The sequence below is a fragment of the Brevundimonas sp. Root1423 genome, from assembly GCF_001426805.1.
The window spans coordinates 55,678-78,970 of the sequence record NZ_LMFL01000023.1 but is presented as its reverse complement, the minus strand read 5'-3'; the positions used below and the strand labels follow the sequence as shown (position 1 = coordinate 78,970).

Sequence of the window (23,293 nt, the reverse complement as noted above, 5' to 3'; positions counted from 1 at the left end):
AGCGCCTAGTCGGTCGGCGCAACGGGCGCGGCGCCCGCGGGAAGCGGGTCTGGAGCGGGCTGGCCGCGATCGCCCTTCATGGACTTGATGTACCGGTAGATGGCGCGTTTGTCGTAGTCCGACATGTTACGGACGCTCGGCCAGGGCATCGGAGGCAGGCTCGATCCTGTGCTCAGCAACTCGACCCATTCGTCTTCTGAGTTGGCGGCGGCGGTCAGCCGCAGGTTCTTTCCATAGCTTGTGCCCCAGGGACCGGTGTGAGGCTCCGGGCTGCCTTTCAGCCATTCCGCTTCCGGGGGCTGGGCGCCGCCCGTTCGGGCGTACATCGGCGTATGGCAGTCATTGCACCCGCTGGTGGCCACGATGTAGCGGCCAGCCTCGATATCGGAGGCAGCGACCACGCGTGGGCCGCCGGCAAGGTCCACCTCGACGGTATTGGCGGCGTCGCCGGGCTGACAGGCGGCCAAGGCCGTAAGAAACGCCGCGCCGAGCGCGATGGTCGCAGTCCGCATCATTCAGGAATCCCCCGTTCGCTGAAGGAGGCACTGCCGGACCGGGGTCGTCAAGCCGGTAGTCCTGTCTATCGCGGCGCCACATAGCTCGACGGCCGGCGGACGGCCACCATCGGTAGGGTCTGACCGCCGTGGTAGTGAACCGTTCCACACATGGTGTCTGCGTTTCCGGTGAGATGGCCTTCGAAGCGCACCTCGCCCTCGCGGGATGCGACCGACATACTGACGGCTCCGCCGGTCAGGGTCAGGCGACGGACGGCGACCGTGTTGGTGGCGTAGGGCGTCAGAGAACCGGCGTAGGCGCCGTCCATGGGGCCCAGAGCCATGAGGCCGGGCGAGGTCCGCTCGCCGACCTGCATCAGGAAATCCCACTGGCCCTGAAGGTCGGGCGCCTCGCCGGCGGGAACGAAGGGCGCGGCCTCGCAGGCCGAGAGCGACGGCGTGACGGGCTCTGCCCGCAAAGCCGACGACACGGCGAGCGCCGCGGTCAGGGTCAGAACAGCATGCAGATGCTTCATTGATGTGTCCCTTTCGTCTCCGTCGGACGCCGTCTCCTAGCGCCCTTCCCGCTGCCAGATCGAGCAACGAGCGATCCAGTGCTCCAATTCTGCGATGAGGGCGGCGTATGAGCGCGTTTCGAAGGTGTGGACCGTTTCTGCGTCGATGCCGAAGGCGAAGGGGACGTCCTGCCGCCTGTGGCCGCGCCCGGTCCGGGGCCAGGGCTGGTAGAGGACTGTCAGATGGAAAGACCCCTCAGGGTCGAACTCGGGCCTGAACTCGACATCGATGTTGAACCGGCGGCCCTCGTTCGTCGCGTGGAAAACCGAGGAACCGCCGACGCCGGAGAGGTCTGAGGCCATGCCGACGTCGAGCTGGTTCCAGCCGATCAGCCATCCGGCCGGAATGCGGAGCGGCTGCATGTCCCGAAAGGCCGGGGAGTTCGGATAAAGCTCGTGGAATTCAGGGAGGCTCATGACCCAAGCCTAGTTCGAAAACCGTCGTCGGCAATGGGGCCGGAACCGCTGCGCTTCGCCGCCGTTGCCCCTGAATGGCAGACCCCCGCGATACCGACCCCGACGATCAGGACCCCCGCGAACGCGGCCTGGAACGGCGCAGCGCCGCGCCGGCGGTCAGTCCGTGGCTGGTCATAGGGGCGATCATTCTGCTGGGCGCGGTGGTCTATGTCCTCTCGGCGATGACCGGGTCGTAACCACGCGCGACTTGACCGGCCCGCCCGGTCCGGTCATTGCGCGGGCATGAATATCCTGCTGGTCGGATCAGGCGGGCGAGAGCACGCCCTGGCGTGGAAGATCGCCCAGTCGCCGCTGCTGCGGCGACTGGTCATCGCGCCCGGCAATCCCGGCATGGAGAAGCTGGGCCAGCTTGCGCCGATCAAGGTCACCGAAGCGGACAAGCTGTGCGCCCTGGCGCGCGAGATGAAGGCCGATCTGGTGGTGGTCGGGCCCGAGACCGCGCTGGAGGCCGGTCTGGCCGATCGCCTGGCGACCGCGGGCATCCCCTGTTTCGGGCCGACGAAGAAGGCGGCGCAGCTGGAAACCTCCAAGGCCTTCTCCAAGGCCTTCATGGAGCGACACGAGATTCCCACGGCCGGCTATGGCGTCTATGAGCGGCTGCATGAGGCGCGGCAGGCGCTGACGGTGTTCAAGCCGCCCTATGTGATCAAGGCCGACGGGCTGGCGGCCGGCAAGGGGGTGGCCATCAGCCCCAACAAGCGCGAGGCCGAGGCCGAGATCGAGCGGATGCTGGGCGGCCGGTTCGGCACGGCCGGGGCGCGGGTAGTAATCGAGGAGTTCATGGCCGGCGAGGAGGGCTCGCTGTTCGCCGTCTGCGACGGCCAGCGCGCCGTGTTGCTGGGCGGGGCGCAGGACCACAAGCGGGCCTATGACGGCGATCTGGGCCCGAACACGGGCGGGATGGGCAGCTATTCCCCCGCGCCGGTGTTCACGCCGGAGCTGGTCGAGGCGGCGGACCGCGACATCGTCCAGCCGGTGGTGGCGGCCATGGCCGCCGAGGGCGCGCCCTATCGCGGGGTGCTGTACGCCGGGCTGATGGCGACGGACGAGGGTCCGAAGGTCGTCGAGTTCAACGCCCGCTTCGGCGATCCCGAATGTCAGGTGCTGATGATGCGGCTGGACGGGGACATCGTGCCCCTGCTGTTGGCCTGCGCGCGCGGCGACCTGACGCGGGCGCCGTTGCCGGCCTTCCGCGACGAGACGGTGATCTGCGTCGTGCTGGCGGCGTCGGGCTATCCCGACAGCCCGCTGACGGGGTCGATCATCCGGGGCGCCGAACAGGATTTCGGCCCGCATGTGCAGGTCTTCCATGCCGGGACCCGGCGGCGGGCGGACCGGCAGCTGGCGGCGGCCGGTGGGCGGGTGCTGAACGTCTGCGCGCGCGGCAAGGACATCGCCGAGGCGCGTGAGCGGGCGTACGCTGCGGTCAAGAAGATCGACTGGCCGGGCGGCTTCCACCGCACGGACATCGGCTGGCGGGCGATGGAACCCCGTGACTGACGTTCTGCCGCCGGAGCCGCCGAGCCACTATCGCGACCGGGCGGAGCGGCTCGCCGACCTGATCGTGCATCTGACCGGTCTGGCGCTGGCCCTCGTCGGCGGCGGGATGCTGCTGGGGCTGGCGATCGGGTTTGGCCATATCGGCCGGCTGACGGCGGCGGCGATCTACGCCGTGGGCCTGCTGACCATGCTGGGCCTTTCGACGGCCTATAATTTCGCGCCCGCCCGTTATCAGCCGCTGCTCAGGCGGTTCGACCACGCGGGCATCTTCGTCATGATCGCGGGCTCGTACACGCCCTTCACCACCCAGCATCTGACGGGAGCCTGGGCGTGGGGAATGACGTCGGCGGTGTGGGGGATCGCGGTGTTCGCGGCCCTGGCCAAGCTGTTCCTGCCGGGCCTCGGCAAGGGGTTCTGGATCGTCGTCTATCTGGCGCTGGGGTGGCTGATGGTCATCGCCATACAGCCGATCATGCAGAGTCTGGGTCTGGCGCCGCTGATCCTCATGGCGATCGGGGGCGTGCTCTATTCCGTCGGCGTGATCTTCTACGCCAACAAGGCCATGCGCTTCCGGCGGGCGATCTGGCACGGCCACGTGGTTGTGGCCGCCGCGGTCCATTGGGTGGCCGTCCTGCTGGCCGTGCTGAAGTAGATCAGGCCCAGGCGAACAGCAGCCGGCCCTCGCCCATGCGTTCGCGCAGGCGGGGCAGGTCGGCGTGGGCGACGGAGAAGCAGCCGTACGAGCGGCCCAGCTTGCCCTCGCGGGCGAGGAAGGCCGGATCAGCGTAATCGGCGCCGTGGATGATGATGGCGCGCTCGCGGGCCCGGTCGTTGGAGTACTCCAGCCCGTCCAGCAGGACGTTCGGACCCTGCTGGGCGCCGAAGCCGGGGCCGGCGGTGGCGTAGGCGCCGACCGAGGACTTGTAGCTTTCCGGCGTATTGCCGAACTCGCGGGCGTAACCGCTGTGCCCCGGATCGGAGCCGCGGCCGTGGGCGGTGCGCATCAGGGTGACGGCGCCGCCGTGCAGGTCGACCTCGTACAGCCGCTCGTCGCCCGAGAATTTCTGGAAGTCGACCAGATACATGCGGTCGCGTTGGGTGATCTTGCCCTTGTGGATGTCGAGGGCGGCCATGGCGCGATCGAGGAGATCCTTGCGGATCTCGCCGCGAGGATCGAGCGGGCGCGTGGTGTTCAACTCGGCCGTAATGACCTCGGGCGGCTGCGAGATGACGATGGTCGGAACCGGCGTCTGGGCCAGACCAGGCAGGGGCCGGAACGTCGCCGTCTGCGTGGTCGCAGAAGCGGTGGCGCAGCCCGACAGCAGCGCAGCGCCGCCCAGTATGAATCCACGTCTCGCAAGCCGCATGCGACGCCCCTCGCACGTTTATGGAGCACGGGTTGTTTCAGTTCGTTTCCGCCGGATCAACCTGAGCCTTGGCGAAATGGCCCGGAGGTCTAAGGTGCGCGCCTGTTTCCGGGAGGGTTTCGTGAAGTCGATCACATCATTTATGGCGGCGAGCGCCATTTTGCTGGCCACGAGCGTTGCGGCGCAAACGCCCGCAGCCCCGTCTGTTTCTTCGAACGAGGCGACGACGTTCGTTCAAGTCGGGCGACTTCTGGCCGATCCTGCGACCGGCGTTGTGCAGCGCGATAAAACTCTCGTGATCAGAGGGAACCAGATCGTCGAAATCCGCGACGGCTTCGTCGGAGAGGGCCGGATTGTCGATCTGCACGACTCATTCGTGCTGCCGGGCCTGATCGACAGCCACGTCCATCTGACCGGCGAGCAGAACCCGAACGGACGGCTGGAGGCGGTCACCCAGTCCAACGCCGAACAGGCCATGGTCGGCGCCCGCTACGCGCGGCGCACCCTGATGGCGGGCTTCACGACGGTGGCCGATCTCGGCGCGACCAACGAGTCCATCTTCGCCCTGCGCGACGCGGTGCGGCGCGGCGACGTGCCGGGTCCGCGGATCATCGCCTCGGGATCGGCGGTGTCGGTCCATGGCGGGCACGGGGACATCAACGGCTACCGCGAAGACGTCATGCACCTGCTCTCGGACGAGAGCGTCTGTTCGGGCGTGGACGACTGCATGCGGGCGGTGCGGCTGCAGGTCCGCTCGGGCGCCGACATCATCAAGATCACCGCGACCGGCGGAGTGCTGTCAAACACTGCGGCGGGGCTGGGGCAGCAGTTCTCGGATGACGAGCTGGCGGCCATCGTCGGTGCGGCGCACCGGATGGGGCGGCAGGTGACGGCTCACGCCCACGGGGTGGACGGGATAAACGCCTTCCTGCGCGCGGGCGGGGACTCGATCGAGCACGGCACCTATCTGGACGAGGAGTCGATCCGACTGTTCCGCCGCGAGGGGACCTACCTGGTGCCGACTCTGATGGCCGGCGACTTCGTGGGGCGGATCGCCTCGGGGCCGAACAATTTCTTCACCCCGGCGCAGACGGCCAAGGCGCTGGAGGCCGGACCGAAGATGATGGACATGGTGCGCCGGGCCCATGCTGGCGGCGTGCGCATTGCGTTCGGCACGGACACCGGGGTGTCAGCCCATGGGGACAACGCCGGGGAATTCGCATTGCTGGTGCGGGCCGGGATGACGCCGCTGGAAACGATCCAGGCGGCGACGGTGAATGCGGCGGCGCACCTGCGCATCTCGAACGAAGCCGGGCGGATCGCCACGGGCATGCCGGCGGACCTGATCGCGGTCAGCGGCGACCCGCTGACGGACGTGACCGTGCTGGAGAATGTGCGGTTCGTGATGAAGGGCGGGACCGTCTACCGGGCGGACTAGGACCGGGCGGCGTTCCGCAACAGCGCTGCAAACCCCGCCTCGTCCGCGAACGTCGCCTTCACGGGCCATGAGACCACGCGCGCCCGCCACGCCGGCGGCAGGCGGGACCAGTCCTTTTCGGTGGTGATCAGGCGGGCGCCGAACTGGTCGGCGCGGTCGGCGAGGAAGCGCAGGTCCTCCTCGCGAAATTCGGCATGGTCGGGGAAGGGGGCGAAGTCGGCGAGATCCGCTCCGGCGGCCTTCAGCGAGCGCTCGACCTTCCACGGCTTGGCGATGCCGGCGAAGCCGAGCAGCGGACCGGGCGGGGGCGGCGCGGCGGCTGCCAGCCGGGCGATGAAGACGGGCAGGGCGCCGAAGGTCTCGACCAGTTCGGGATCGGCCTCCGCGAGGTCGGCGGGCAGCAGGATGACCACGGCGTCGGCGCGCGACAGGCCGGCCTTCAGCGGCTCGCGCATGGGGCCCGAGGGGAAGACCGAGCCGTCGCCGAAAGGCCATTCGCCGTCGCGGGTCTCGCCGTCGACAACGATAAGGCTGAGCGTCTTCTTCAGGGCCGGGTTCTGGTGGGCGTCGTCGAGGACGAGGGCCTCTGCGCCGGCCTGTGCGGCGGCGCGGGCGCCGGCGACGCGGTCGCGGGCGATCCAGGCGGGGCTGTCCAGCGCCAGCATCAGGGGTTCGTCGCCGACATCGGCGGCGGTGTGGACGGACAGGTCGACCCGGGTCGGACCTTCAAGCCTGCCGCCATAGCCGCGCGACAGGGCGTGGGCCTCGATCCCCGCACGGCGGAGCAGGCGAAGGACCTCGCGGGCGACCGGGGTCTTGCCCGAACCGCCGACGGTCAGGTTGCCGATGGAGATGACGGCCGCGCCGGGATCGACCGGTGTCGTGTTGGCAAGGCGGCGGGCGGTGGCGGCGGCCCAGATCCATGAGACCGGCTTGAGCACGAAACGCAGCACCGAGGCGTGGCGCGGCTCGCGGGCGTACCACCAGCGGGGGGTGTTGAGCTTCATTTGCGCGCCCGCGGCGGCAGCAGGGGCGTGATCGCATCCCAGAGACGGTCGAGGCCCGAGCCGGCCTCGGCGGCGGCGCGTCGGCCGCGTTCGCCCATGCGTCTGGCCTCGGCCTCATCAGCCAGCAGGGGGGCGAGGGCGGCGGGCAGGTCCCACGGCGCCTCGACGATGGTCAGACCGCCGGCGCTGACCAGGGCGTCGGTGACGGCGGCCCAGTTGGTCATGTCGGGGCCGGTGACGGCGGGCTTGCCGAGGCGGGCGGGCTCAAGCGGGTTGTGGCCGCCGACGGGGGGCTTCTCGAGCGCGGCGGAGAAGGAGCCGCCCATGACCACGACATCGGCGAGGCGCAGGAACAGGCCCATCTCGCCGAGGGTGTCGGCGACATAGAGGTCGGTGTCGCGATCAAGGTCACGCCCTTGGGAGCGGACCGCGAAGCCGTAGCCGTCGCGGGTCAGGGCGGCGGCGATGCCGGCGCTGCGTTCGGGGTGGCGCGGGACGATGATCAGGCAGAGGCGGTCGGCCAGTTTGTCGAGGGCGCGGACGATGGCGATTTCCTCGCCGTCATGGGTGCTGGCCGCGACGACCACGGGCCGGTCGCCGATGGCGGCGCTGAGACGGGTGAAGGCGGCGGGATCGTGAGGCGGCGCCTCGCCCGCCAGCTTCAGGTTCACATGGCCGTCGATGCGGGCGCCGAGGCTTTCCAGCCGGCCCGCGGAGGTTTCGTCCTGCGGCAGGATGCGGTCGAAGGCGGACAGGATCTGGCGGACCGCGCCGGGGAAACGGCGCCAGCCCTCGACGGTCTTCTCGGTGATGCGGGCGCTGGCGAGGACCAGTTTCACGCCCCGTTTCCGGGCTTCGAGGATCAGGTTGGGCCACAACTCGCTCTCGACGAAGACGGCCAGCGATGGCGTCCAGTGATCGAGGAAGGCGGCCACAGCGCCGGGCGCGTCGACCGGGGCGAACTGGTGGATGACGCCGTCCGGCAGGCGCCGGGCGAGCAGGGTCGCCGAGGTCAGGGTGCCCGAGGTGACCAGCACGGTCAGGTCGGGGCGGGCTTTGCGCAGACGCTCGACCACGGGCAGCAGGGACAGGGTCTCGCCTACGCTGACGCCGTGCAGCCAGACGAGGTCGCCGGCCGGCCGGGCGACGGAGGCGAGGCCGAGGCGTTCGTCGACGCGCGCGGGGTCTTCCTTGCCCTGTTTGACGCGGGCGTCGAGCAGGCGCGGGGCCAGCGGCTCCAGCAGCCGTGTCAGCAGGCGATAAGCGGTCAGGGCGAGGCTCACGTCAGACGCGCTCCAGACCGACAAGCGCATCGGCTTCGGCCTCGACCGCGGTCAGCCGCGCGGCCCAGTCGCGTGCGACATCGGCCAGATCGGCGCCCTCGGGAAAGCGATCCATGTCCCAGACGATGGCGCCGCGTCCGAACGGCAGGGGAAGAAGGGCCCGGTCCCAGCTGTTGAGCCGGATCGCGGGATTGCAGGACAGACCGATGAAAAGCACCGGGGCTTTCGAGAGCCTGGCGAGAAGGGGCATCCCCTCGGCCATTTCCCGCATCGGACCGCGCGGGCCGTCGGGGGTAATGGCGAGACCGCCGCCGTCCCGAATCTGACGCAGACCGTCGCGCAGGGCCTGGGATCCGCCCTTCGCCCGGTCGGCCTTGTCCTTGTTGGACGAGGAGCCGCGGATGGCGGGGAAACCCTGTCGTGCGACCGCCCTGGCGATGAACTGGCCGTCGGGGCTGAGCGAGATCAGGGCCTTGGCGGGCTGGGCGCGGTCCAGCGGCCAGCACGCGGGGGACAGGCCAATCCGCGAATGCCAGAAAGCGCACAACACGCCGCCGCCGTCGGCCCAGACCTTCTCGGCCACGGCCTGATTGACGTGGGTCCAGCGGATGGTGGCGAAGCAGAACCGCATCCATTGGGCCAGCAGCCACGCCAGCACGGCCTGGATGACGGGATTGCGCAGCGGCCTCATGACACCGTCGCGACGGTCACGGGGTCGCCATCCAGCGACTGCTGTTTCGCAAGGCGGGCGTAGAGGCCGCCCTTCCTGACCAGCGCGGCGTGGGATCCGGTTTCGACGACGCGGCCGGCCTCGATGACATGGATGCGGTCGGCGTTGCGCACGGTCGACAGGCGGTGGGCGATCATCAAGGTGGCCCGACCCTGCATCAGCCGTTCCAGGGCGGCCTGGACGAGAGCTTCGCTTTCGGTGTCGAGGGCGCTGGTGGCTTCGTCCAGCAGCAGGATGGGCGCGTCCTTGAGGAAGGCCCGGGCGATGGCGATGCGCTGGCGCTGGCCGCCGGACAGGCGCAGGCCGGCCTCGCCTGCGCGGGTGGCGTAGCCCTCGGGCAGGGCGGTGATGAAGTCTCGTCTTCGGAGGCGCCGGGGCGGCCATAGGCGATGTTGGCGGCGATGGTGTCGTCGAACAGGAAGGGCTCCTGCGTCACCAGGGCGATCGAGGCGCGCAGGTCGTGCAGCTTCAGCTCGCGGATGTCGCGGCCGTTCAGGGTGACGGCGCCGCCGGTCACGTCATAGAAGCGCGGCAGCAGGCTGAGAATGGTCGATTTGCCGCCGCCGGACGGCCCGACGAGGGCGACGGTCTCGCCGGGGGCGACGGTCAGGCTGACGTCGGACAGGGTCGGGACGCCGCCTTCGGCGGCCGGCGCATAGGCGAAGGAGACGCGGTCGAAGGCGACGGTGACCGGGCCTGCCGCCAGCGGCGCGGCGTCGGGGGTCTCGCGGATTTCCGGCTCGATATCGAGCGAGGCGAACAGACGGCGGGCGGCGGTCAAACCCTCGGCCATGACGGTCTGGAGGTTGGTCACCTGCCGCAGGGACTGGCCCGCCGCCATCAGCAGGCCGATATAGGCCGCGAACGAGCCGACGCTCATATTGCCGTCGCGCGCCTGCCAGCCGGCATAGGCCATGACGGCGGCGACCACGATCATGGCCACAAGATTGGAGAAGGGACCGGCGAAGGCTCTGGAGTCCGCCGATTTGATTACGTGGCGCTGGCGTCGGCTGACGACCTCGCCGACCCGGGCCTCCTCGGCGGCCTCGCGGTTCTCGATCTTGATCAGGCGGACGCCGTCCAGATTTTCCATCAGGGCGGTCGACAGGTTGGAGGTTTCGACCATGGCGCCGGTGGTGGCCTTCCGCATCCGTTTGCCGAACCGGCTCAGGACGACGGCGATCAGCGGCGCGCCGAGCAGGACGATCAGGGTCAGCCGCCAGTCGGTCCAGGCCATGTAGCCGATGACCGCGATCAGGGTCAGGCCGTGCTGGGTGTAGTTGACCACGCCGTTGGTGAAGGCCTCGCGCACGAGGTTGGCGTCGAACAGGACGGAGGAGACGAAACCGCCCGAATGCTGGCTGCGCAGCCGGGCGAGGTCGGCGCGGATCATGGCCCCGAAGAGTCGGACCTGGATGTCGCCGACAATGCCGTGGCCCAGCCGGTTGACGAGGGCGGCCTGACCCAAGGCCGCGGCGGTCCAGATCAATCCCGCGCCGATGATGATCAGGGGGATGCCGAGCAGGGCGTTTTCGGGCGCGACGGTGAGTACGCCCCAGATGGTCACGGGCTTGCCGAGGAACAGGCCGTCGATGGCCGGCTCCAGCAGCTGTAGCACGGTGGCCGCCATGACGCCGACGACGGCGGCGCAGGCGATCGACAGGAACAGCGCCGCCTTGTGATGCGAGAGATAGTCGCGCCAGATCCGCGCCAGCAGGGGGCGAAGGGACTCGTTCTCTTCGTCGGCGGGGGCGGGCGGCGTCATGCGTCCGAGGTCGGACGGCTTGGGGGGGAAGTCAAGCGGGGAGGCTGCTCCTTTCGGAACCAAGCCGGCGGGGGGAGGTTAGTCACGCGCCGGTCTGGAGACTCCAGCGGCTCCGGGACAATCCAGTAATGTCAGATAGCGTCCACGTCCTCATCGCGGAGGACCAGGGACTCATCGCGTCCCTGATCGAAATCACCCTGATCGACGAAGCTCTCACGCCCACTGTCGCATCCTCAGGAGCGGAGGCGCTGACGGCTCTTGAGGCCGACACTCCGTTCCAGGTCCTGATTACCGATATCCGGATGGAGCCCGGCCCTGACGGCTGGATCGTCGCCGCAGAAGCACGCCGGCGCCATCCGGCGATCCACGTGGTCTATATTACCGGGGACAGTATGGAGGCCTGGCGGACCCAGGGCGTGCCCGGAAGCCTGCTGATCGCGAAGCCGTTTGTGCCTGATCAGATCGTCCGCGCCGTGACCGGTTTGCTCGAAGGCTCGGCGACAGGAACGCTCTGACCGCAGCGACTGGCGTTCAGGCTGCAAGCTTAGATGTTTTGAGCCGCAGCGTCGTGATCGCGCCTTCAGTCGGCCAGTCATAGGTGATCGACCCGCCGAACTGGTTGGCCACGATCCGTCCGAGGAGCTTGCTGCCGAATCCGGCTTCGGACCTCGGCGCCACGACCGGCGGACCGCCACGCTCTGTCCAGACGATGACAGCCTCGTCGTCTTCCACCACGCAGGCCACGTCCAGAAGCCCGGTTGGCACAGACAGCGCGCCGTATTTGACCGAGTTTGTAGCGAGTTCGTGCAGGACGAGGGCGAGGTTGGTCGCGGCGTTTTCGCCGATCCCCATTCTCGGGACCGCAACGCGCACCCGTCCGCTGAAAGCGCCGAGGTCGTCATAAGGGGTTAGCAAAACCGACAGCAGATCGCCGAGAAGGGCTCCGTCTTCCGTATGACCGGGAACGGGTCGAACGAGGTCATGCGCGCGGCCGAGAGCGGTCAGGCGATGGGTGAGGTCGCGAACCATATCCTCCTTGGTCTCGGTGGAGCGCGAGGTCATTGTGGTCAGGGCGCCGGCGATGGAGATCAGGTTTTTGACCCGGTGGCTCATCTCGCCTGCGAGCAGTTCGTTGGCTTCCTCGGCCTGTTTGCGGCCCGTGACGTCGAGGAAAATGCCGAACATGACGCGATTGACGATGCCCTCGTCATCACCCCGCCCGCGGGCGGAAATCCAGCGGACGTCGTCCCCCACCATGATGCGGAAGTCGATTTCGTAGGGCCCGACGATGCCGCGTGTGGCGCTGAACCCGGCCCGGACGCGATCCCGGTCAGCGGGGTGAATGTGGGCGGACAGGTCCTCGAAGGTGACGCCCTCGCCCTCGGGCACGGACCAGAGCCGATAGCCGAGATGGTCCATGGTCAGTTGATCCGTATCGACGTCCCAAGACCAGAGTGCCACGCCCGCGGCTTCGACGCCCAGCCGGACATGTTTGTCGTCCCAGACGGGGCGTTCGGGTGTCGCGTGGTCGGCGCTCATTTGTCTGATTGTACCAATGCCGGCCCGACGCGCTGGCGGAGCGCCAGATCGGGATTGCAGGTCTCATACAGGGGTATTGCGTCCCGGGTATGCACCTTTCGACACAGAGGGCGGCCTGCGCCCGATGACGGGCCGCCTCGGAACCTCTATCTCACCTCCCATGGCGCGTTACGACCTCACCACCCCCGGCGGCCGCTTCAAGGCGCGGTGGGACTATGTCTGGAAGGATCATGCCTTCCTGCGGCGGTGGTTCTCGAACGCCCACTGGCTGGGGCCGGATCTGGTCCGGACGAACCAGCCGTCGCCGCGGCAGCTCGCGTACTGGAAGTCGAAGGGGATCAAGACCGTCATCAACCTGCGCGGGGCGCGGGACGAGGCCTACTATGCGCTTGAGAAGGACGCGTGCGCGCGGCTGGGGCTGACGCTGATCGATGCGCCGCTGGATAGCCGCGATCCGCCGCAGAGGGATCGGGTGCATCGGGCGCGGGAGCTGTTCCGGACGATCGAATATCCGGTGCTGATCCACTGCAAGTCAGGTGCAGACCGGGCGGGGATGATGGCGGTCTTCTATCGCCACTTCCATCTGGGCGAACCGATCAGCGTGGCCATCGACCAGTTGTCGAAGAAATACCTGCACCATCGCGAGGGGCTGACCGGGGTGCTGGACTATACGCTGGAGAAATACCTGCGCGAGGTCGAGCCGACGGGCGTCAGCTTCATCGACTGGGTGGACAGCGACGCCTACGACCCGAAGGCCATCCGGGCCGAGTTCAAGGCCGGCTGGTGGGGCACGGTCCTGACCGAGAAACTGCTGAAGCGGGAGTAGCTCTCAGCCCCACGGGCCGCGCGGCGCGCCCGGACGCCGGTTGGCGGGGTCGCCGCCTTCTTCGGCCGCCCGTTCAGCGTCGCGGCGTTCCTTGCGGTCGGCCTCCCAGCCGCGGAACCAGTTGGTCCAGTCGCGATTGCCGCGCCAGGCGCTGATCCACAGGACCAGAACCAGCAGCAGCGAGATCAGCGAGGCGATCTCGGGCCCTTCAAGCGTGCGTCCGAACAGGGTCATGGGCGCGGGTCGCCGGTTGGAGGCGCGTCGGCGGCGAACGCATCAGGCCGGCCGGTCGGGCGGGCGGGCTCGCCGGGGGTGACGGGGTCGTTCCAGGCGGTGTCGCCTTCCTGCGGGCCGGCGGGAGGCGCGGCCGGCTGGCGGCGGACGATCACCACAACAACGCCGGCAGCGATGGCGAGCAGGAGCAAAATGATCAGGGCTGAAGACATGGGATCTCTCCGCTTTCAGGCGTGGCAGTATACGCCTGAAAGCGCCCCGGACCGAGGGGCGGTTCCCTGCTAGTGCGCGTGGTCGTCGCCGCGCGGGTCGATCATCCGGTGCGCGTGCAGAATGAAGTAGCGCATGTGGGCGTTGTCGACGGTCGCCTGGGCCCGGGCCTTCCACGCCTGACGGGCTTCTTCGTAGTTCGGATAGGCACCGACGAACTCGACCTGGGACAGGTCGCGGAACACCGGGGCGTCGAGGTGGCGCAGCTCACCGCCGATCACGAGGTGCAGCAGCTGGGGGGCATCGGTTTCGGTGGTCATCATCAGGTCCGGTCGGTCTGGCGGGGCGCAAGCGGAATAGGCGCTGTGCGGCGCACGATCAACGGGTGAAGCGCCGGGGCGCTGCAGATCAGGCTGTTCTGCCGCGGATCGGGCTGGTTGAAGCGCCATGCGACGCCGTGGTGGTCGCTGACGCGGCCGCCCGCCTCTTCGACGATCAGGGCGCCGGCGCAGACGTCCCAGTCCCATTTGGGCGTCAGGGCGATGGCGGCGTCGAAGGCTCCCGCGGCGACCAGGGCCATGCGGTAGGCGATGGCGTTGCGCTTCTCGAACCGCATGGCGGGCCAGGGCTCGGGCCAGTGCGGCCCCTCCATCAGCCGGGCGTCGGCCAGCACCGAGGCGTCGTCCAGATCGGTGGTGTCGGAAGCCGTGATCGGCCGGCCGTTCAGGAAGGCGCCGCCGCCGCGCGTGGCGGTGAAGGTCTCACCCAGCGCCGGGGCGTGGATGACGGCGGCGACGGGCTGGCCGTCCTCGACGATGGCGATGGGGATGCACCACCAGGGCTTGCCCTTCATATAGGCGACGGTGCCGTCGATGGGGTCGACCACGATCAGGCGGCGCTGTCCGATCCGGGCGTCGGTGTCGGCGGTCTCCTCGGACAGCCAGCTGTGGTCCGGACGGGCGGCGAGGACGGTGTCCTTCAGCAGCTGGTCCACGGCCATGTCGGCGGAGGTGACGGGCGAGCCGCCGGACTTGGACCAGATCTTCAGCCCGGCCTCGCGTTCCGCCAGCGCCAGTTCGCCGGCGGCGAGGGCCGCGTCGCGGATCAGGGCGAGGTCGGCTGCGAGATCGGTCATTTGCCGGCGATGGCGACGCCGTCGAAGAGCAGGGACGGACTGTTGAACGAGCTGCGGAACTCAAGGTCCGATCCGCGCTGCATCCGGTCGTAGAGATCCAGCAGCTTGCCGGCGACGGTGACCTCGCTGACCGGGTAGGCGATCTGGCCGTCCTCGAACCAGAAGCCCGACACCCCGGCGGACCAGTCGCCGGTGTTGGCGTTCAGCGACGGGCCGAACATGGAGGTGACCAGCAGGCCGGTCTTCGCGCCCCCCATCAGGCCGGCCAGATCGGCCTCGCCCGGCTCCAGATGCAGGTTGTGGGTCGAGACCCCGGGTGGGCCGGCCAGGCCGCGCGAGGCGTGGCCCGTCGAAGCCATGCCCAGCTGGCGCGCGGCGGCGCTGTTCAGCAGCCAGGTCGTCAGAACGCCGTCGTCAATGATTGATTGGCGGGTCACTGCGACCCCCTCGTCGTCGAACGGGGTCGAGCCGAGGCCGCGCGGGCGGAAGGGATCGTCGATCAGATCGACGCCGGCGGGCAGGACGCGCTGGCCCAGCCTGTCCTTGAGGAAGGAGGTGCCGCGCGCGACCGACGGGCCCGAGATGGCGCCCAGAAGCGGGGACAGGACCTGACCCGCGACCCGGTTCTCGAAGATGACCGACGAGGTGGTCGAGGCGATCTTGCGCGGGCCGGTGCGGGCGACGGCGCGGCGGCCGGCCTCAAGTCCGATGAGGTCGGCGGCGGGCAGGTCGGAGAGGTGACGGACGGCGCGGTTTTCGCCGCCGCGCTCCATTGCGCCGTCCTTCTCGGCGATGACGCCGACGCCCAGCGAAAAGGCCGAGCCGTGATAGGCGCCGTCGAAGCCGTGCGAGGTCACCAGCCGCCAGCGGCTGGACGAGGCGGAGGCGTGGCCGCCTTCGGATTTGGCGACGCCGGGCACCGCGAGGGCGGCGGCTTCTGCTTCGGCGGCGGCGCCTTCCAGCTCGGCGGCGCTGCGTTCGCTGGGGTCGTACAGGTCGAGATCCGGGAAGGGGCCGCGGGCCAGACGGTCCTGGGGAGCGAAACCGGCGTAAGGGTCTTCCGGTGCGAGGCGGGCCATCGCCACGGCGCGCTCGACCAGCCGGGCGCGGGTCGCGTCGGACAGGTCGGAGGCGGAGACGGTCGCCTGACGCGTGCCTATGAAGACGCGCAGGCCGAGGTCGCGGCTTTCCTCGCGTTCCACGTCCTCGAGGGCTCCGTTGCGGACGCCTATGGACAGGGAGGCGCGCTCGGCCGAGACGGCTTCGGCGGCGTCGGCGCCCGCCTTCAGGGCGGCGGCGACCAGTTCTGGCAGGATGTCGGGGGAGGCGGACGCGGTACGGTCAGGCATGCCCCGATATGGCCGGGCCGGCCGCGTCGCGCAACCGGGTCGGCATTGTCGGCTGTTACAGGACCGTCAGCCGTGCGCGGAGCCTACGAAGGCGTGGACGATGAGCATCAGGCCGGCGAGCAGCAATGACAGCCAGGTCAGGCTCATGCCGATGACCCGGCCAACCGTCGGGCGGGTGTCGCTCAGGGTTACGGCATGGATCAAGCGGCCGAAGAACAGGGCTGCGCCAAGGATGTGCAGGACGTAAGCGGGCATACCCAGCATGGCCAGCACGGCCAGGGCGCCGATCCCGGCCGGGATGTATTCGGCGGCGTTGCCGAAGACCCGCGAGGCGAGCAGGACCTGGGCGTTGCCCCCGTCGCCCAGCACGACCCGGTTCCCCCGCCGCGCCATCGCGACCCGCGCGCCCAGCACCACCAACAGCAGGATCATCAGGCCGCTCCACAGAGCGGCGGCCTGGGCGTGGGTCATGTCGGTCAGGATGTTCATGGATCAGGTCTCGCGCCCCACCGGATAGAGCCGGTAGCGATCATCATAGAACGGGGTTCGCTCATAGAACCACTGCAAACGCGCGTCGCCGTCGGCGGCGAAGGCGGGATCGGCGGCCAGTTTCGCCTCGAACTCGGACTTCAGGGCCGGGTCGGCGGCCATCATGGCTTCGGCCAGCGGGGCGATGGCGTAGCCCTCGATGTATTCGACGCGGCTGAGCACCTCGGGGAACATGCCCCAGGCGAAGAAGCTCTCGCTGGATTGCGGCTCGAGCAGCAGGACGACGATGTCGCCCAGGGGCTGGTCGGTGGAGACGCGGACGGACCCGGCGGGGAAGGTCCAGTCGCGGCGACGCGGCGCGACCGACGCGACCGTGACGGCGACGTGGCCCTCGTTGTGGCGCGGCGCGACCTTGGGATCGTCCAGGCCGAGCATTTCGACAGAGACGGTGCGCGGGGCGTCGAGCGTCTCCATCGAGACACCGTGGATACGCAGGCGCTCTATGATGTCAGTGCGGTAGGACGGCACCCAGTAGGCCTCGGGGCGGGTCAGGGTCAGGGTCGGCTTCGAGCCGAAGAAGGGCAGGGACCAGATCTCGGGATCGGCCTGACCCAGCCAGCGGATCTCGCGGCGACCCGAGGCGGGGCTGTCATAGGTCTCGTAGCGGATGCCCTTGAAGGCGCGGGTGTAGGCGGGCGTCGGATCCGCCTGGAAGTTCGCAGGGATCGACGCGGGCCGCAGGGCGCTATCGGCGGTGATCGCGGCGCGCAGGGCGCGGCCGTCACGGGCCAGCAGGCGCATGGCGTCCTCGAGGAAGACATAGGTGCCGAGCACACGCTGTTCGTAGGGCTTGAGGCTGTGGTTCTCGATGAGGATGGTCGGGACGTGGGCCGCCGCGCCCCAGCCGTTCGAGAAGCGCTCGCCCAGACCGCCGTCAGACAGGCCGGCGCGGGGGTTGGCGTCGTCGACGCCGAAGACCAGTTCGCCGGGGATGTGGCCCTGCGCCTCCAGCCCGGCGTTGATTGCGGGCTTGAACACGTCGTTGAGCCACTGCGAGGTGGCCGGTGAACGGGAATACGCGCCGTTCTCGCCGTTGAATCCGTAGGTTACGTCGTACTGATAATCCATGCCGTCAGTGACGTGGATATCGACGTAGAGGTCAGGTTTGTATTTCAGGATCAGGCCGCGCACGACCCGCATCTCGGGCTGGTCCAGCTTGAGGTAGTCGCGGTTGAGGTTCTGGTTGGTCGCCGTGTTACGCCAGCCCTGTATCCGGGGGCCGCGCTGGTTGGGGCGGCTGTAGGCGCTGGCCCGCTCATGTCCGTCGACCGACAGGATGGGGATCAGGATCAGATTGACCCGGTCCAGCAGCTCGTCCTTGCCGTTAAAGGCGATGTCGCGGAGCAGCATCATGCCCGCGTCCTTGCCGTCGATCTCGCCCGGATGGATGCCGGCCTGCGCCAGCAGCACGGGCTTGGACGGGTCGAAGGCGGCGCCGTCTTTCGAGGCGATAACGGCGTAGATGGGCCGGCCCTCGGGCGAGACGCCGAACTGTTCGATGCGGATCAGGTCCGATGCGGCGTCCAGACGATCGAACCAGGCGCGGGTGTCTACGTAGTTCGGGCTGAAGTCATGCGCCGGGTCAGTCTCGAAGGCCGTGACCCACGGATCGGAGGCTCCCCGCAGCAGGGCGCGGCTGGCGCCATTCCACTCGGGCGCGGGCGGCAGGAAGGGCTGATCCCAGGGCGCGGCGTTGGGGACGGACGGAGACTGGGACATGGCGGGACTCGATGCGAGCGCGGCGAACGCGGCGATGATCAGGGCTGGGCGCATGATGCCTTCCTCGGCCAAATGTGAACCGCCGACAAGCCGTTCCGCGGGATGGCTTCAGGCGGGCGGGGACCAGCCGCCCGCTGCGATCAGGCTCGCCGCCGATCTCGCGACATTCCAGGCGCTGTAGACGAGAACCAGCAGCAGGGCGGCCACGGCGACCCGACGCCACGGGGCGAAGGCGGCCGTGGCGGTCCCGACGACGAAGATGAGCATGCCGATCCATAGCCGGGGCGTCGCCAGATCTGCGAAGCCGGCGTTCACGGCGATCAGCCCCGAAAACACCAAGGCGACGATGGCGTTGGCCGCCATGACGCAGGTGAAGACCAGCCGCCGTTGGGCCCAGAAATGCTCGTCCAGATCAATGCGGTCGCTGACGCCTTCGGCGGTCACGGGGGGGAAGGTGACGCTGGCCGCGACATAGAATGTGGCGGCGACCACCAGCCCGAGGAACAGGAGCGACAGGTTGAAGGGCGCGCCACGAAAGATGACCCATGCCTGGGACCAGAAGGTCGCGACATCCATGGCCACGAAGACGGCCAGCATCGGGGTCAGCCAGCCGAACCGGATCCGGTGGCGTTCATGCAGCACGCGGGCGAAACCGCCGACCAACTCGGCGACCGACAGTCCCAGCAAGAGGCCGTAGAAGCTGAAGAAGAATTCGAACGCGCTCACGCGGCCCCCCGATCGCGATTCCAGGCTCTACCCTAGGCGCGCGGCCTTCGGGCGTCACCCGCCATCAGGAAACCTGGAGGGTCATGCGGCCGCCCGGGCGGCGCGGAGGCTGAAGGGGTCGCGCCGCAGGATCTGCGTTCAGCCATGCGCGACACCGCCCGGCGTATGGCGGCGATGTACCGGGACTGAAGTGACCGCGATCAGCGGTTCTGCTTGGCCTCGAGCCGGGTGACGACCGCCTGGAGCTCGGTGCGCCGTGCGTTGTGGGCGTTCAGCTGGGCCTGTTGTTCAGGGGTCAGTGCGCCTTGCGCCTGTCCCGCGGCCTGAACGGCGGCGATCTGCTCGTCTACGGTTCCGATCTCGCTCTGGGCGTCCCACAGCTGGTTTTCCTCGGCCTCGCTGAGACGCGGCGGAGCCGGGCGGGCGCGGCGGGCGGGCGCAGCGCGGGCGCGACCAGTGAGCACCTGGGCGTCCGAAACTGTGGGGACCGACACAACCGGCATGGCCATGACAATGGCGGCGGCGAGCACGAGAGCAGATTTCATCGGGGCGGTTCCTTGGGGGAGGTCAGGCGAACCGCGACGTTAGATTACAGTTTCGTCATCTGGGAAGCGCTTTTTGGTCACAATACGGAAAGAACCGGCACGGAGGCCTTTGCCAGCGGCTCGGGCCCGCGAACGCGCTCATCCGCCACCCGGCGTCAGTGAGCAGTCACCCTATTTCCAGATCGGCGTCCCGTTACCGGGCAATCCAAGGCGGTCCCACATCTCCGACACCCGCTCGACGACGGCCTCATCCATGCGGATTTCCTCGCCCCATTCGCGTTTGGTCTCGGGCGGCCATTTGTCGGTGGCATCGAGGCCGATCTTTGAGCCGAGGCCGCTCTCGGGGCTGGCGAAGTCGAGGTAGTCGATCGGTGTGTTCTCGATGACGGTGATGTCGCGCGCCGGGTCCATCTTGGTGGCGATGGCCCACATGACCTGTTTCCAGTCGCGGGCGTCGATGTCGTCGTCCACGACGATGACCCACTTGGTGTACATGAACTGGCGCAGATAGCTCCAGACGCCCAGCATCACCCGCTTGGCGTGGCCGGGGTAGGCCTTCTTCATCGACACCACGGCGATGNACCCACTTGGTGTACATGAACTGGCGCAGATAGCTCCAGACGCCCAGCATCACCCGCTTGGCGTGGCCGGGGTAGGCCTTCTTCATCGACACCACGGCGATGCGGTAGCTGCAGCCCTCGGGCGGGAGCCAGAAGTCGGTGATCTCTGGGAACTGCTGGCGCAGCAGGGGGATGAAGACCTCGTTCAGCGCCTCGCCCAGCACCGAGGGCTCGTCAGGCGGACGGCCGGTGAAAGCGTTCGCCGGTGTCACCGCCGNTCGGGCGGGAGCCAGAAGTCGGTGATCTCTGGGAACTGCTGGCGCAGCAGGGGGATGAAGACCTCGTTCAGCGCCTCGCCCAGCACCGAGGGCTCGTCAGGCGGACGGCCGGTGAAGGTGGTCAGATAGATGGGGTCTTTCCGCATGGTGATGGCGGTGACCTGGAAGACGGGGAAGGTCTCGACCGAGTTGTAGTAGCCGGTGTGGTCGCCGTACGGTCCCTCGGGCGCGTGCTCGTCGAACAGGACGTGGCCTTCCAGCACGATCTCGGCGTTGGCCGGGACCATCAGGGGGATGGTCTTGCAGGGGACCAACTCGGCCTTGGCGCCGCGCAACAGGCCGGCGAACTGATATTCTGACAGCGTGTCCGGCACCGGGGTCACGGCGGCGAGGATGGTGCCCGGGTCGGCGCCGAGCACGACGGCGCAGGGCAGGGGGCCTTTCTTTCCGGCCTTCTTGTGCCGCGCGTAGTGCTGGGCCCCGCCGCGGTGGGCCAGCCAGCGCATGATGGCCTTGTCCTTGCCCAGCACCTGCATGCGGTAGATGCCGAGGTTGAAATCGTCCTCGCGGTCGTCGGACGGACCCTTGGTGACGACGAGGCCCCAGGTGATCAGGGGCGCGGGCTCGCCGGGCCAGCAGCCCTGGACGGGGAAGGCCGTGAGGTCGATCTGGTCGCCCTTCAGCACGACCTGCTGCACCGGGGCCGTCTTCACCACCTTGGGCCGCATCGACATCACCGTCTGGGCCAGCGGCAGCATCTCCATGGCGTCGCCCAGACCGCGGGGCGGCGTCGGATTGCGCAGGAAGGCCAGCAGTTCGCCGACCTCGCGCAGCTCTGCGGCGGTGGTGCGGGTCTTCTTCTCCATGGTCACGCCCATGGCCACGCGCTTCACCGTGCCGAACAGATTGGCCAGACAGGGGATGGGGCTGATCGAGCCGTCGGGCATGACGGGCTTTTCGAAGATCACCGCCGGACCGCCGTTGCGCAACAGGCGCGTCTGGATCTCGGTCATCTCCAGATGGGTGGAGACGGGTTCGGAGACGCGAACCAGTTCGCCCTCGGCTTCGAGGATGTCGATGAAGTCGCGAAGCGATTTGTAGGCCATGCGCCGAGGCTTAAGCGGGCGCGGGCGTCCTGTCACGCCGGGTCAGGGTGCGGTCGATCGCCACGAAGGCGAAGCCGGCGATCAGCAGCGCGATCAGCAGGGCGGCGACCGCGAGGGCGGAGCGCACGGGACCGAGCTGCGGCAGGTTCAGGAACCAGTAGGGCCACCAGCCAGCGGCGTAGCCGTGAATGACGGTCCAGGCGAAATAGATCAGCGGATAGCGCAGCCATCTGAACGGGTCGGTCCAGCGCAGTCCGCCCCTTGGCGTGAACAGCAGCCAGTCCAGCAGGATGGCGACCGGCATGACGTAGTGGACGATGATATTGCCGAAGGCGGCCAGGCCCTGCAGCGTCGAGCTGGCGCTGAGCAGCAGGTGATAGCCGAGGCCGACGACGACCAGATACATCGTCGCCCGGGCGCGCACCGACGGCTGCAGCGCCCAGCGGCCAGCGCGGCTGGCGGGCGCGACGACCGGCAGGGTCAGGATCAGGGCGACCAGCAGATTGGTCAGGATGGTGAAATAGCTGAAGTAGTTCAGCGTCCGGGCCGGAATGTCCGCCAGCGAATGGCCCGTGGCGGTGAGCAGCCAGTACTGCAGGGCCAGCCCGAACCAGCCGGTAGACGCGAACGCCGCCCGCCAGATCAGGGCGACGCGGCTCATCAATACGCCCGGGTGTCGGACACCAGCGCCCACAGCGGCAGGTGCAGGGCGCTGGTGGCGGCGCCGATCTGGGCGGTGGTCAGGTGGGCGCGGCCGGCCTCGGCGCGGCGGGTCTCTTCAGCGGACATATGCAGCAGGGCGGCGACGTCCTCGATCGACAGGCCGCGCGTCTCGCGCCACCGCTTCAGCCTCGCGCCGACCGCCGCGTCGAGCGGATCGACGCCGGGAAAACCCAGCACCGAACCCATGGGACGTCCTCCTTTTGCGCTACCGGCTGTCGCCTGCCTGAGCGCATTGGACGCGATCTCGGTCGCCGCGCCTCACGCCCATTCTTCGTCCCAGCTGAACGAATTGTCGAGCCAGTCGCCCAGACGCCCGTCGGGACGCGCCAGAGCGTGGATGCGGTCCATCTCCTCGCCGGACAGTTCAAAGCCGAAGATGTCGAAGCTTTCCTCGGCCCGGCTGACCTTTGTCGTGCGCGGGATGGCGATGACGTTCTGCTGGATCAGCCAGCGCAGCGTCACCTGTCCGGGCGATTTGCCGTGGGCCTTGCCGATCTCGATCAGGGTCGCGTCGTCGGCGATGTTCCCTTGAGCCAACGGCGACCATGCAGTGATGGAAGCGCCGAGCTCCTTCGCCGCCGCCTTGAGCTTCGAGAGCTTGAGGTAGGGGTGGTATTCGACCTGGTTGGTGACGAGCGTCGCCTTCGACAGGGACTGCGCGCGGCGCAATTCCGCAGACGGGAAGTTGGACAGGCCGATCGTCCGGGTCAGGCCCCGATCCTTCGCTTCATTGAGCGCGCCGATCGTCTCCTCCAGCGACGGCTCGGCCTTGGGCCAGTGCAGCAACAACAGGTCGGGCGTGAAGCCGAGGCTGGCAGCCGATTCCCGCGCCTGTTTCAGCAGGGCGTCGCGCCCGAAATGGCCGGTCCAGATCTTGGTGGTCAGCCAGATGTCGTCGCGGACGACATGTCCGGCCTCGAGGGCGTCGCGGATGCCGTCTCCGACCGCGGCCTCGTTGTGATAGATCCACGCCGTGTCGATGTGGCGATAGCCGATGCGCAGGGCCTCGGCGACCATGCGCCGGGCGTCCTCCGGCGTCAGCATCCAGGTGCCGAAGCCCAGCAAGGGAATGGCGTGGCCGTCGACGGTGATGGCGGGCTGGTCGGTCATGAGAGGCTCCTGTCGGGCGGCTTACCTATGCCGCGCGGGGCGGCGATC

At 68.7% G+C, this 23,293-nt stretch carries 27 protein-coding genes and 3 pseudogenes; 6 read left to right on the top strand and 24 right to left on the bottom strand.

All coding sequences use genetic code 11. From position 1 onward, the window contains the following. Positions 1–5: 5 nt before the first annotated feature. The 3 genes from ASD25_RS13695 to ASD25_RS13685 all read right to left on the bottom strand — a co-directional run bounded on the left by ASD25_RS13695 (position 6) and on the right by ASD25_RS13685 (position 1,486). Positions 6–512, bottom strand: a complete 507-nt coding sequence (locus ASD25_RS13695) for a cytochrome C (protein WP_235562728.1) — start codon at positions 510–512, stop codon at positions 6–8. A gap of 68 nt (positions 513–580) precedes the next feature. Next, positions 581–1,030, bottom strand: coding sequence for a hypothetical protein (locus tag ASD25_RS13690; RefSeq protein WP_056617666.1), 450 nt, complete (start codon positions 1,028–1,030; stop codon positions 581–583). A gap of 36 nt (positions 1,031–1,066) precedes the next feature. Continuing rightward, complete coding sequence (locus ASD25_RS13685; protein WP_156389311.1) at positions 1,067–1,486, bottom strand: hypothetical protein; 420 nt, start codon at positions 1,484–1,486, stop codon at positions 1,067–1,069. A gap of 74 nt (positions 1,487–1,560) precedes the next feature. Between ASD25_RS13685 and ASD25_RS31250 the strand changes: the two genes are divergently transcribed. The 3 genes from ASD25_RS31250 to ASD25_RS13675 are packed head-to-tail and all read left to right on the top strand — an operon-like array spanning position 1,561 to position 3,698. Continuing rightward, positions 1,561–1,722 (top strand): hypothetical protein, encoded by a 162-nt coding sequence (locus ASD25_RS31250; protein ID WP_200943631.1) that lies wholly within the window; start codon positions 1,561–1,563, stop codon positions 1,720–1,722. A gap of 46 nt (positions 1,723–1,768) precedes the next feature. Continuing rightward, positions 1,769–3,046, top strand: a complete 1,278-nt coding sequence (gene purD / locus ASD25_RS13680) for a phosphoribosylamine--glycine ligase (protein ID WP_056617657.1) — start codon at positions 1,769–1,771, stop codon at positions 3,044–3,046. Further along, positions 3,039–3,698 (top strand): hemolysin III family protein, encoded by a 660-nt coding sequence (locus tag ASD25_RS13675; protein WP_056617654.1) that lies wholly within the window; start codon positions 3,039–3,041, stop codon positions 3,696–3,698. Before purD ends, ASD25_RS13675 begins: the two co-directional genes overlap by 8 nt. 1 nt (position 3,699) lies before the next feature. On the opposite strand, the gene ASD25_RS13670 is transcribed toward ASD25_RS13675, so the two are convergent. Then, positions 3,700–4,413 (bottom strand): murein L,D-transpeptidase catalytic domain-containing protein, encoded by a 714-nt coding sequence (locus ASD25_RS13670; RefSeq protein WP_056617651.1) that lies wholly within the window; start codon positions 4,411–4,413, stop codon positions 3,700–3,702. Positions 4,414–4,555: 142 nt separating this feature from the next. On the opposite strand from ASD25_RS13670, the gene ASD25_RS13665 reads away from it, so the two are divergent. Then, positions 4,556–5,851, top strand: coding sequence for an amidohydrolase family protein (locus ASD25_RS13665; RefSeq protein WP_056617648.1), 1,296 nt, complete (start codon positions 4,556–4,558; stop codon positions 5,849–5,851). Here the strand turns inward: ASD25_RS13665 and lpxK are convergent. From lpxK to ASD25_RS13645, 4 genes and pseudogenes are all read right to left on the bottom strand, one after another. Beyond that, positions 5,848–6,858 carry a tetraacyldisaccharide 4'-kinase gene (gene lpxK, locus ASD25_RS13660; protein WP_056617645.1) on the bottom strand — a complete coding sequence of 337 codons (1,011 nt, stop codon included), beginning with the start codon at positions 6,856–6,858 and terminating at the stop codon, positions 5,848–5,850. The genes ASD25_RS13665 and lpxK overlap by 4 nt on opposite strands. Continuing rightward, positions 6,855–8,141 (bottom strand): 3-deoxy-D-manno-octulosonic acid transferase, encoded by a 1,287-nt coding sequence (locus ASD25_RS13655; RefSeq protein WP_235562727.1) that lies wholly within the window; start codon positions 8,139–8,141, stop codon positions 6,855–6,857. Before ASD25_RS13655 ends, lpxK begins: the two co-directional genes overlap by 4 nt. Position 8,142: 1 nt before the next feature. Continuing rightward, entirely contained in the window at positions 8,143–8,832 is a 690-nt protein-coding gene (locus ASD25_RS13650) for a lysophospholipid acyltransferase family protein (RefSeq protein WP_056617639.1), read from the bottom strand. Beyond that, a pseudogene (locus tag ASD25_RS13645) lies at positions 8,829–10,636 on the bottom strand (ABC transporter ATP-binding protein). Before ASD25_RS13645 ends, ASD25_RS13650 begins: the two are co-directional and overlap by 4 nt. A gap of 128 nt (positions 10,637–10,764) precedes the next feature. Here ASD25_RS13645 and ASD25_RS13640 point away from each other — a divergent pair. Further along, complete coding sequence (locus ASD25_RS13640; protein ID WP_056617636.1) at positions 10,765–11,151, top strand: response regulator; 387 nt, start codon at positions 10,765–10,767, stop codon at positions 11,149–11,151. Positions 11,152–11,167: 16 nt separating this feature from the next. Here the strand turns inward: ASD25_RS13640 and ASD25_RS13635 are convergent, their stop codons facing one another. Further along, the gene (locus ASD25_RS13635) at positions 11,168–12,175 is read right to left on the bottom strand and encodes a sensor histidine kinase (protein ID WP_056617633.1); all 1,008 of its coding nucleotides are present in this window, start codon (positions 12,173–12,175) and stop codon (positions 11,168–11,170) included. A gap of 160 nt (positions 12,176–12,335) precedes the next feature. Between ASD25_RS13635 and ASD25_RS13630 the strand changes: the two genes are divergently transcribed. Further along, positions 12,336–13,001, top strand: coding sequence for a beta-lactamase hydrolase domain-containing protein (locus ASD25_RS13630; protein WP_056617628.1), 666 nt, complete (start codon positions 12,336–12,338; stop codon positions 12,999–13,001). Positions 13,002–13,004: 3 nt separating this feature from the next. Here the strand turns inward: ASD25_RS13630 and ASD25_RS13625 are convergent, their stop codons facing one another. The 15 genes and pseudogenes from ASD25_RS13625 to ASD25_RS13560 all read right to left on the bottom strand — a co-directional run bounded on the left by ASD25_RS13625 (position 13,005) and on the right by ASD25_RS13560 (position 23,245). Next, entirely contained in the window at positions 13,005–13,235 is a 231-nt protein-coding gene (locus tag ASD25_RS13625; protein ID WP_056617625.1) for a hypothetical protein, read from the bottom strand. Continuing rightward, positions 13,232–13,447: a hypothetical protein gene (locus tag ASD25_RS13620; RefSeq protein WP_056617621.1), complete on the bottom strand. Its 216-nt coding sequence runs from the start codon at positions 13,445–13,447 to the stop codon at positions 13,232–13,234. The genes ASD25_RS13625 and ASD25_RS13620 overlap by 4 nt, the downstream gene beginning before the upstream one ends. Positions 13,448–13,516: 69 nt before the next feature. Continuing rightward, positions 13,517–13,765 carry a DUF4170 domain-containing protein gene (locus ASD25_RS13615; RefSeq protein WP_235562726.1) on the bottom strand — a complete coding sequence of 83 codons (249 nt, stop codon included), beginning with the start codon at positions 13,763–13,765 and terminating at the stop codon, positions 13,517–13,519. Between the two features lie 2 nt (positions 13,766–13,767). Continuing rightward, entirely contained in the window at positions 13,768–14,580 is an 813-nt protein-coding gene (locus ASD25_RS13610) for a 3'(2'),5'-bisphosphate nucleotidase CysQ (protein WP_056617616.1), read from the bottom strand. Further along, positions 14,577–15,929: a TldD/PmbA family protein gene (locus ASD25_RS13605; RefSeq protein ID WP_056617614.1), complete on the bottom strand. Its 1,353-nt coding sequence runs from the start codon at positions 15,927–15,929 to the stop codon at positions 14,577–14,579. Before ASD25_RS13605 ends, ASD25_RS13610 begins: the two co-directional genes overlap by 4 nt. A gap of 66 nt (positions 15,930–15,995) precedes the next feature. Beyond that, entirely contained in the window at positions 15,996–16,418 is a 423-nt protein-coding gene (locus ASD25_RS13600) for an MAPEG family protein (protein WP_200943630.1), read from the bottom strand. 3 nt (positions 16,419–16,421) lie between these two features. Further along, a complete protein-coding gene (locus ASD25_RS13595; RefSeq protein WP_369816605.1) occupies positions 16,422–18,197 on the bottom strand; it encodes a M14 family metallopeptidase in 1,776 nt (591 codons plus the stop codon). 108 nt (positions 18,198–18,305) lie between these two features. Further along, positions 18,306–18,923: a hypothetical protein gene (locus ASD25_RS13590; RefSeq protein ID WP_056617610.1), complete on the bottom strand. Its 618-nt coding sequence runs from the start codon at positions 18,921–18,923 to the stop codon at positions 18,306–18,308. 200 nt (positions 18,924–19,123) lie between these two features. Then, complete coding sequence (locus ASD25_RS13585; protein WP_056617607.1) at positions 19,124–19,468, bottom strand: hypothetical protein; 345 nt, start codon at positions 19,466–19,468, stop codon at positions 19,124–19,126. A gap of 171 nt (positions 19,469–19,639) precedes the next feature. Beyond that, a pseudogene (locus ASD25_RS13580) lies at positions 19,640–20,048 on the bottom strand (UbiD family decarboxylase); the annotation flags it as partial. Between the two features lies 1 nt (position 20,049). After that, positions 20,050–20,305 (bottom strand): annotated as a pseudogene (locus tag ASD25_RS33185) (UbiD family decarboxylase); the annotation flags it as partial. A gap of 1 nt (position 20,306) precedes the next feature. After that, on the bottom strand, positions 20,307–21,412 hold a 1,106-nt coding region (locus ASD25_RS13575), incomplete at its 3' end, for a UbiD family decarboxylase (protein WP_156389349.1). Between the two features lie 10 nt (positions 21,413–21,422). Beyond that, complete coding sequence (locus ASD25_RS13570; RefSeq protein ID WP_056617602.1) at positions 21,423–22,073, bottom strand: Pr6Pr family membrane protein; 651 nt, start codon at positions 22,071–22,073, stop codon at positions 21,423–21,425. Further along, entirely contained in the window at positions 22,073–22,321 is a 249-nt protein-coding gene (locus ASD25_RS13565) for a helix-turn-helix domain-containing protein (RefSeq protein ID WP_056617600.1), read from the bottom strand. The genes ASD25_RS13570 and ASD25_RS13565 overlap by 1 nt, the downstream gene beginning before the upstream one ends. Before the next feature lie 72 nt (positions 22,322–22,393). Continuing rightward, positions 22,394–23,245, bottom strand: coding sequence for an aldo/keto reductase (locus ASD25_RS13560; protein ID WP_056617597.1), 852 nt, complete (start codon positions 23,243–23,245; stop codon positions 22,394–22,396). Positions 23,246–23,293: the final 48 nt, after the last annotated feature.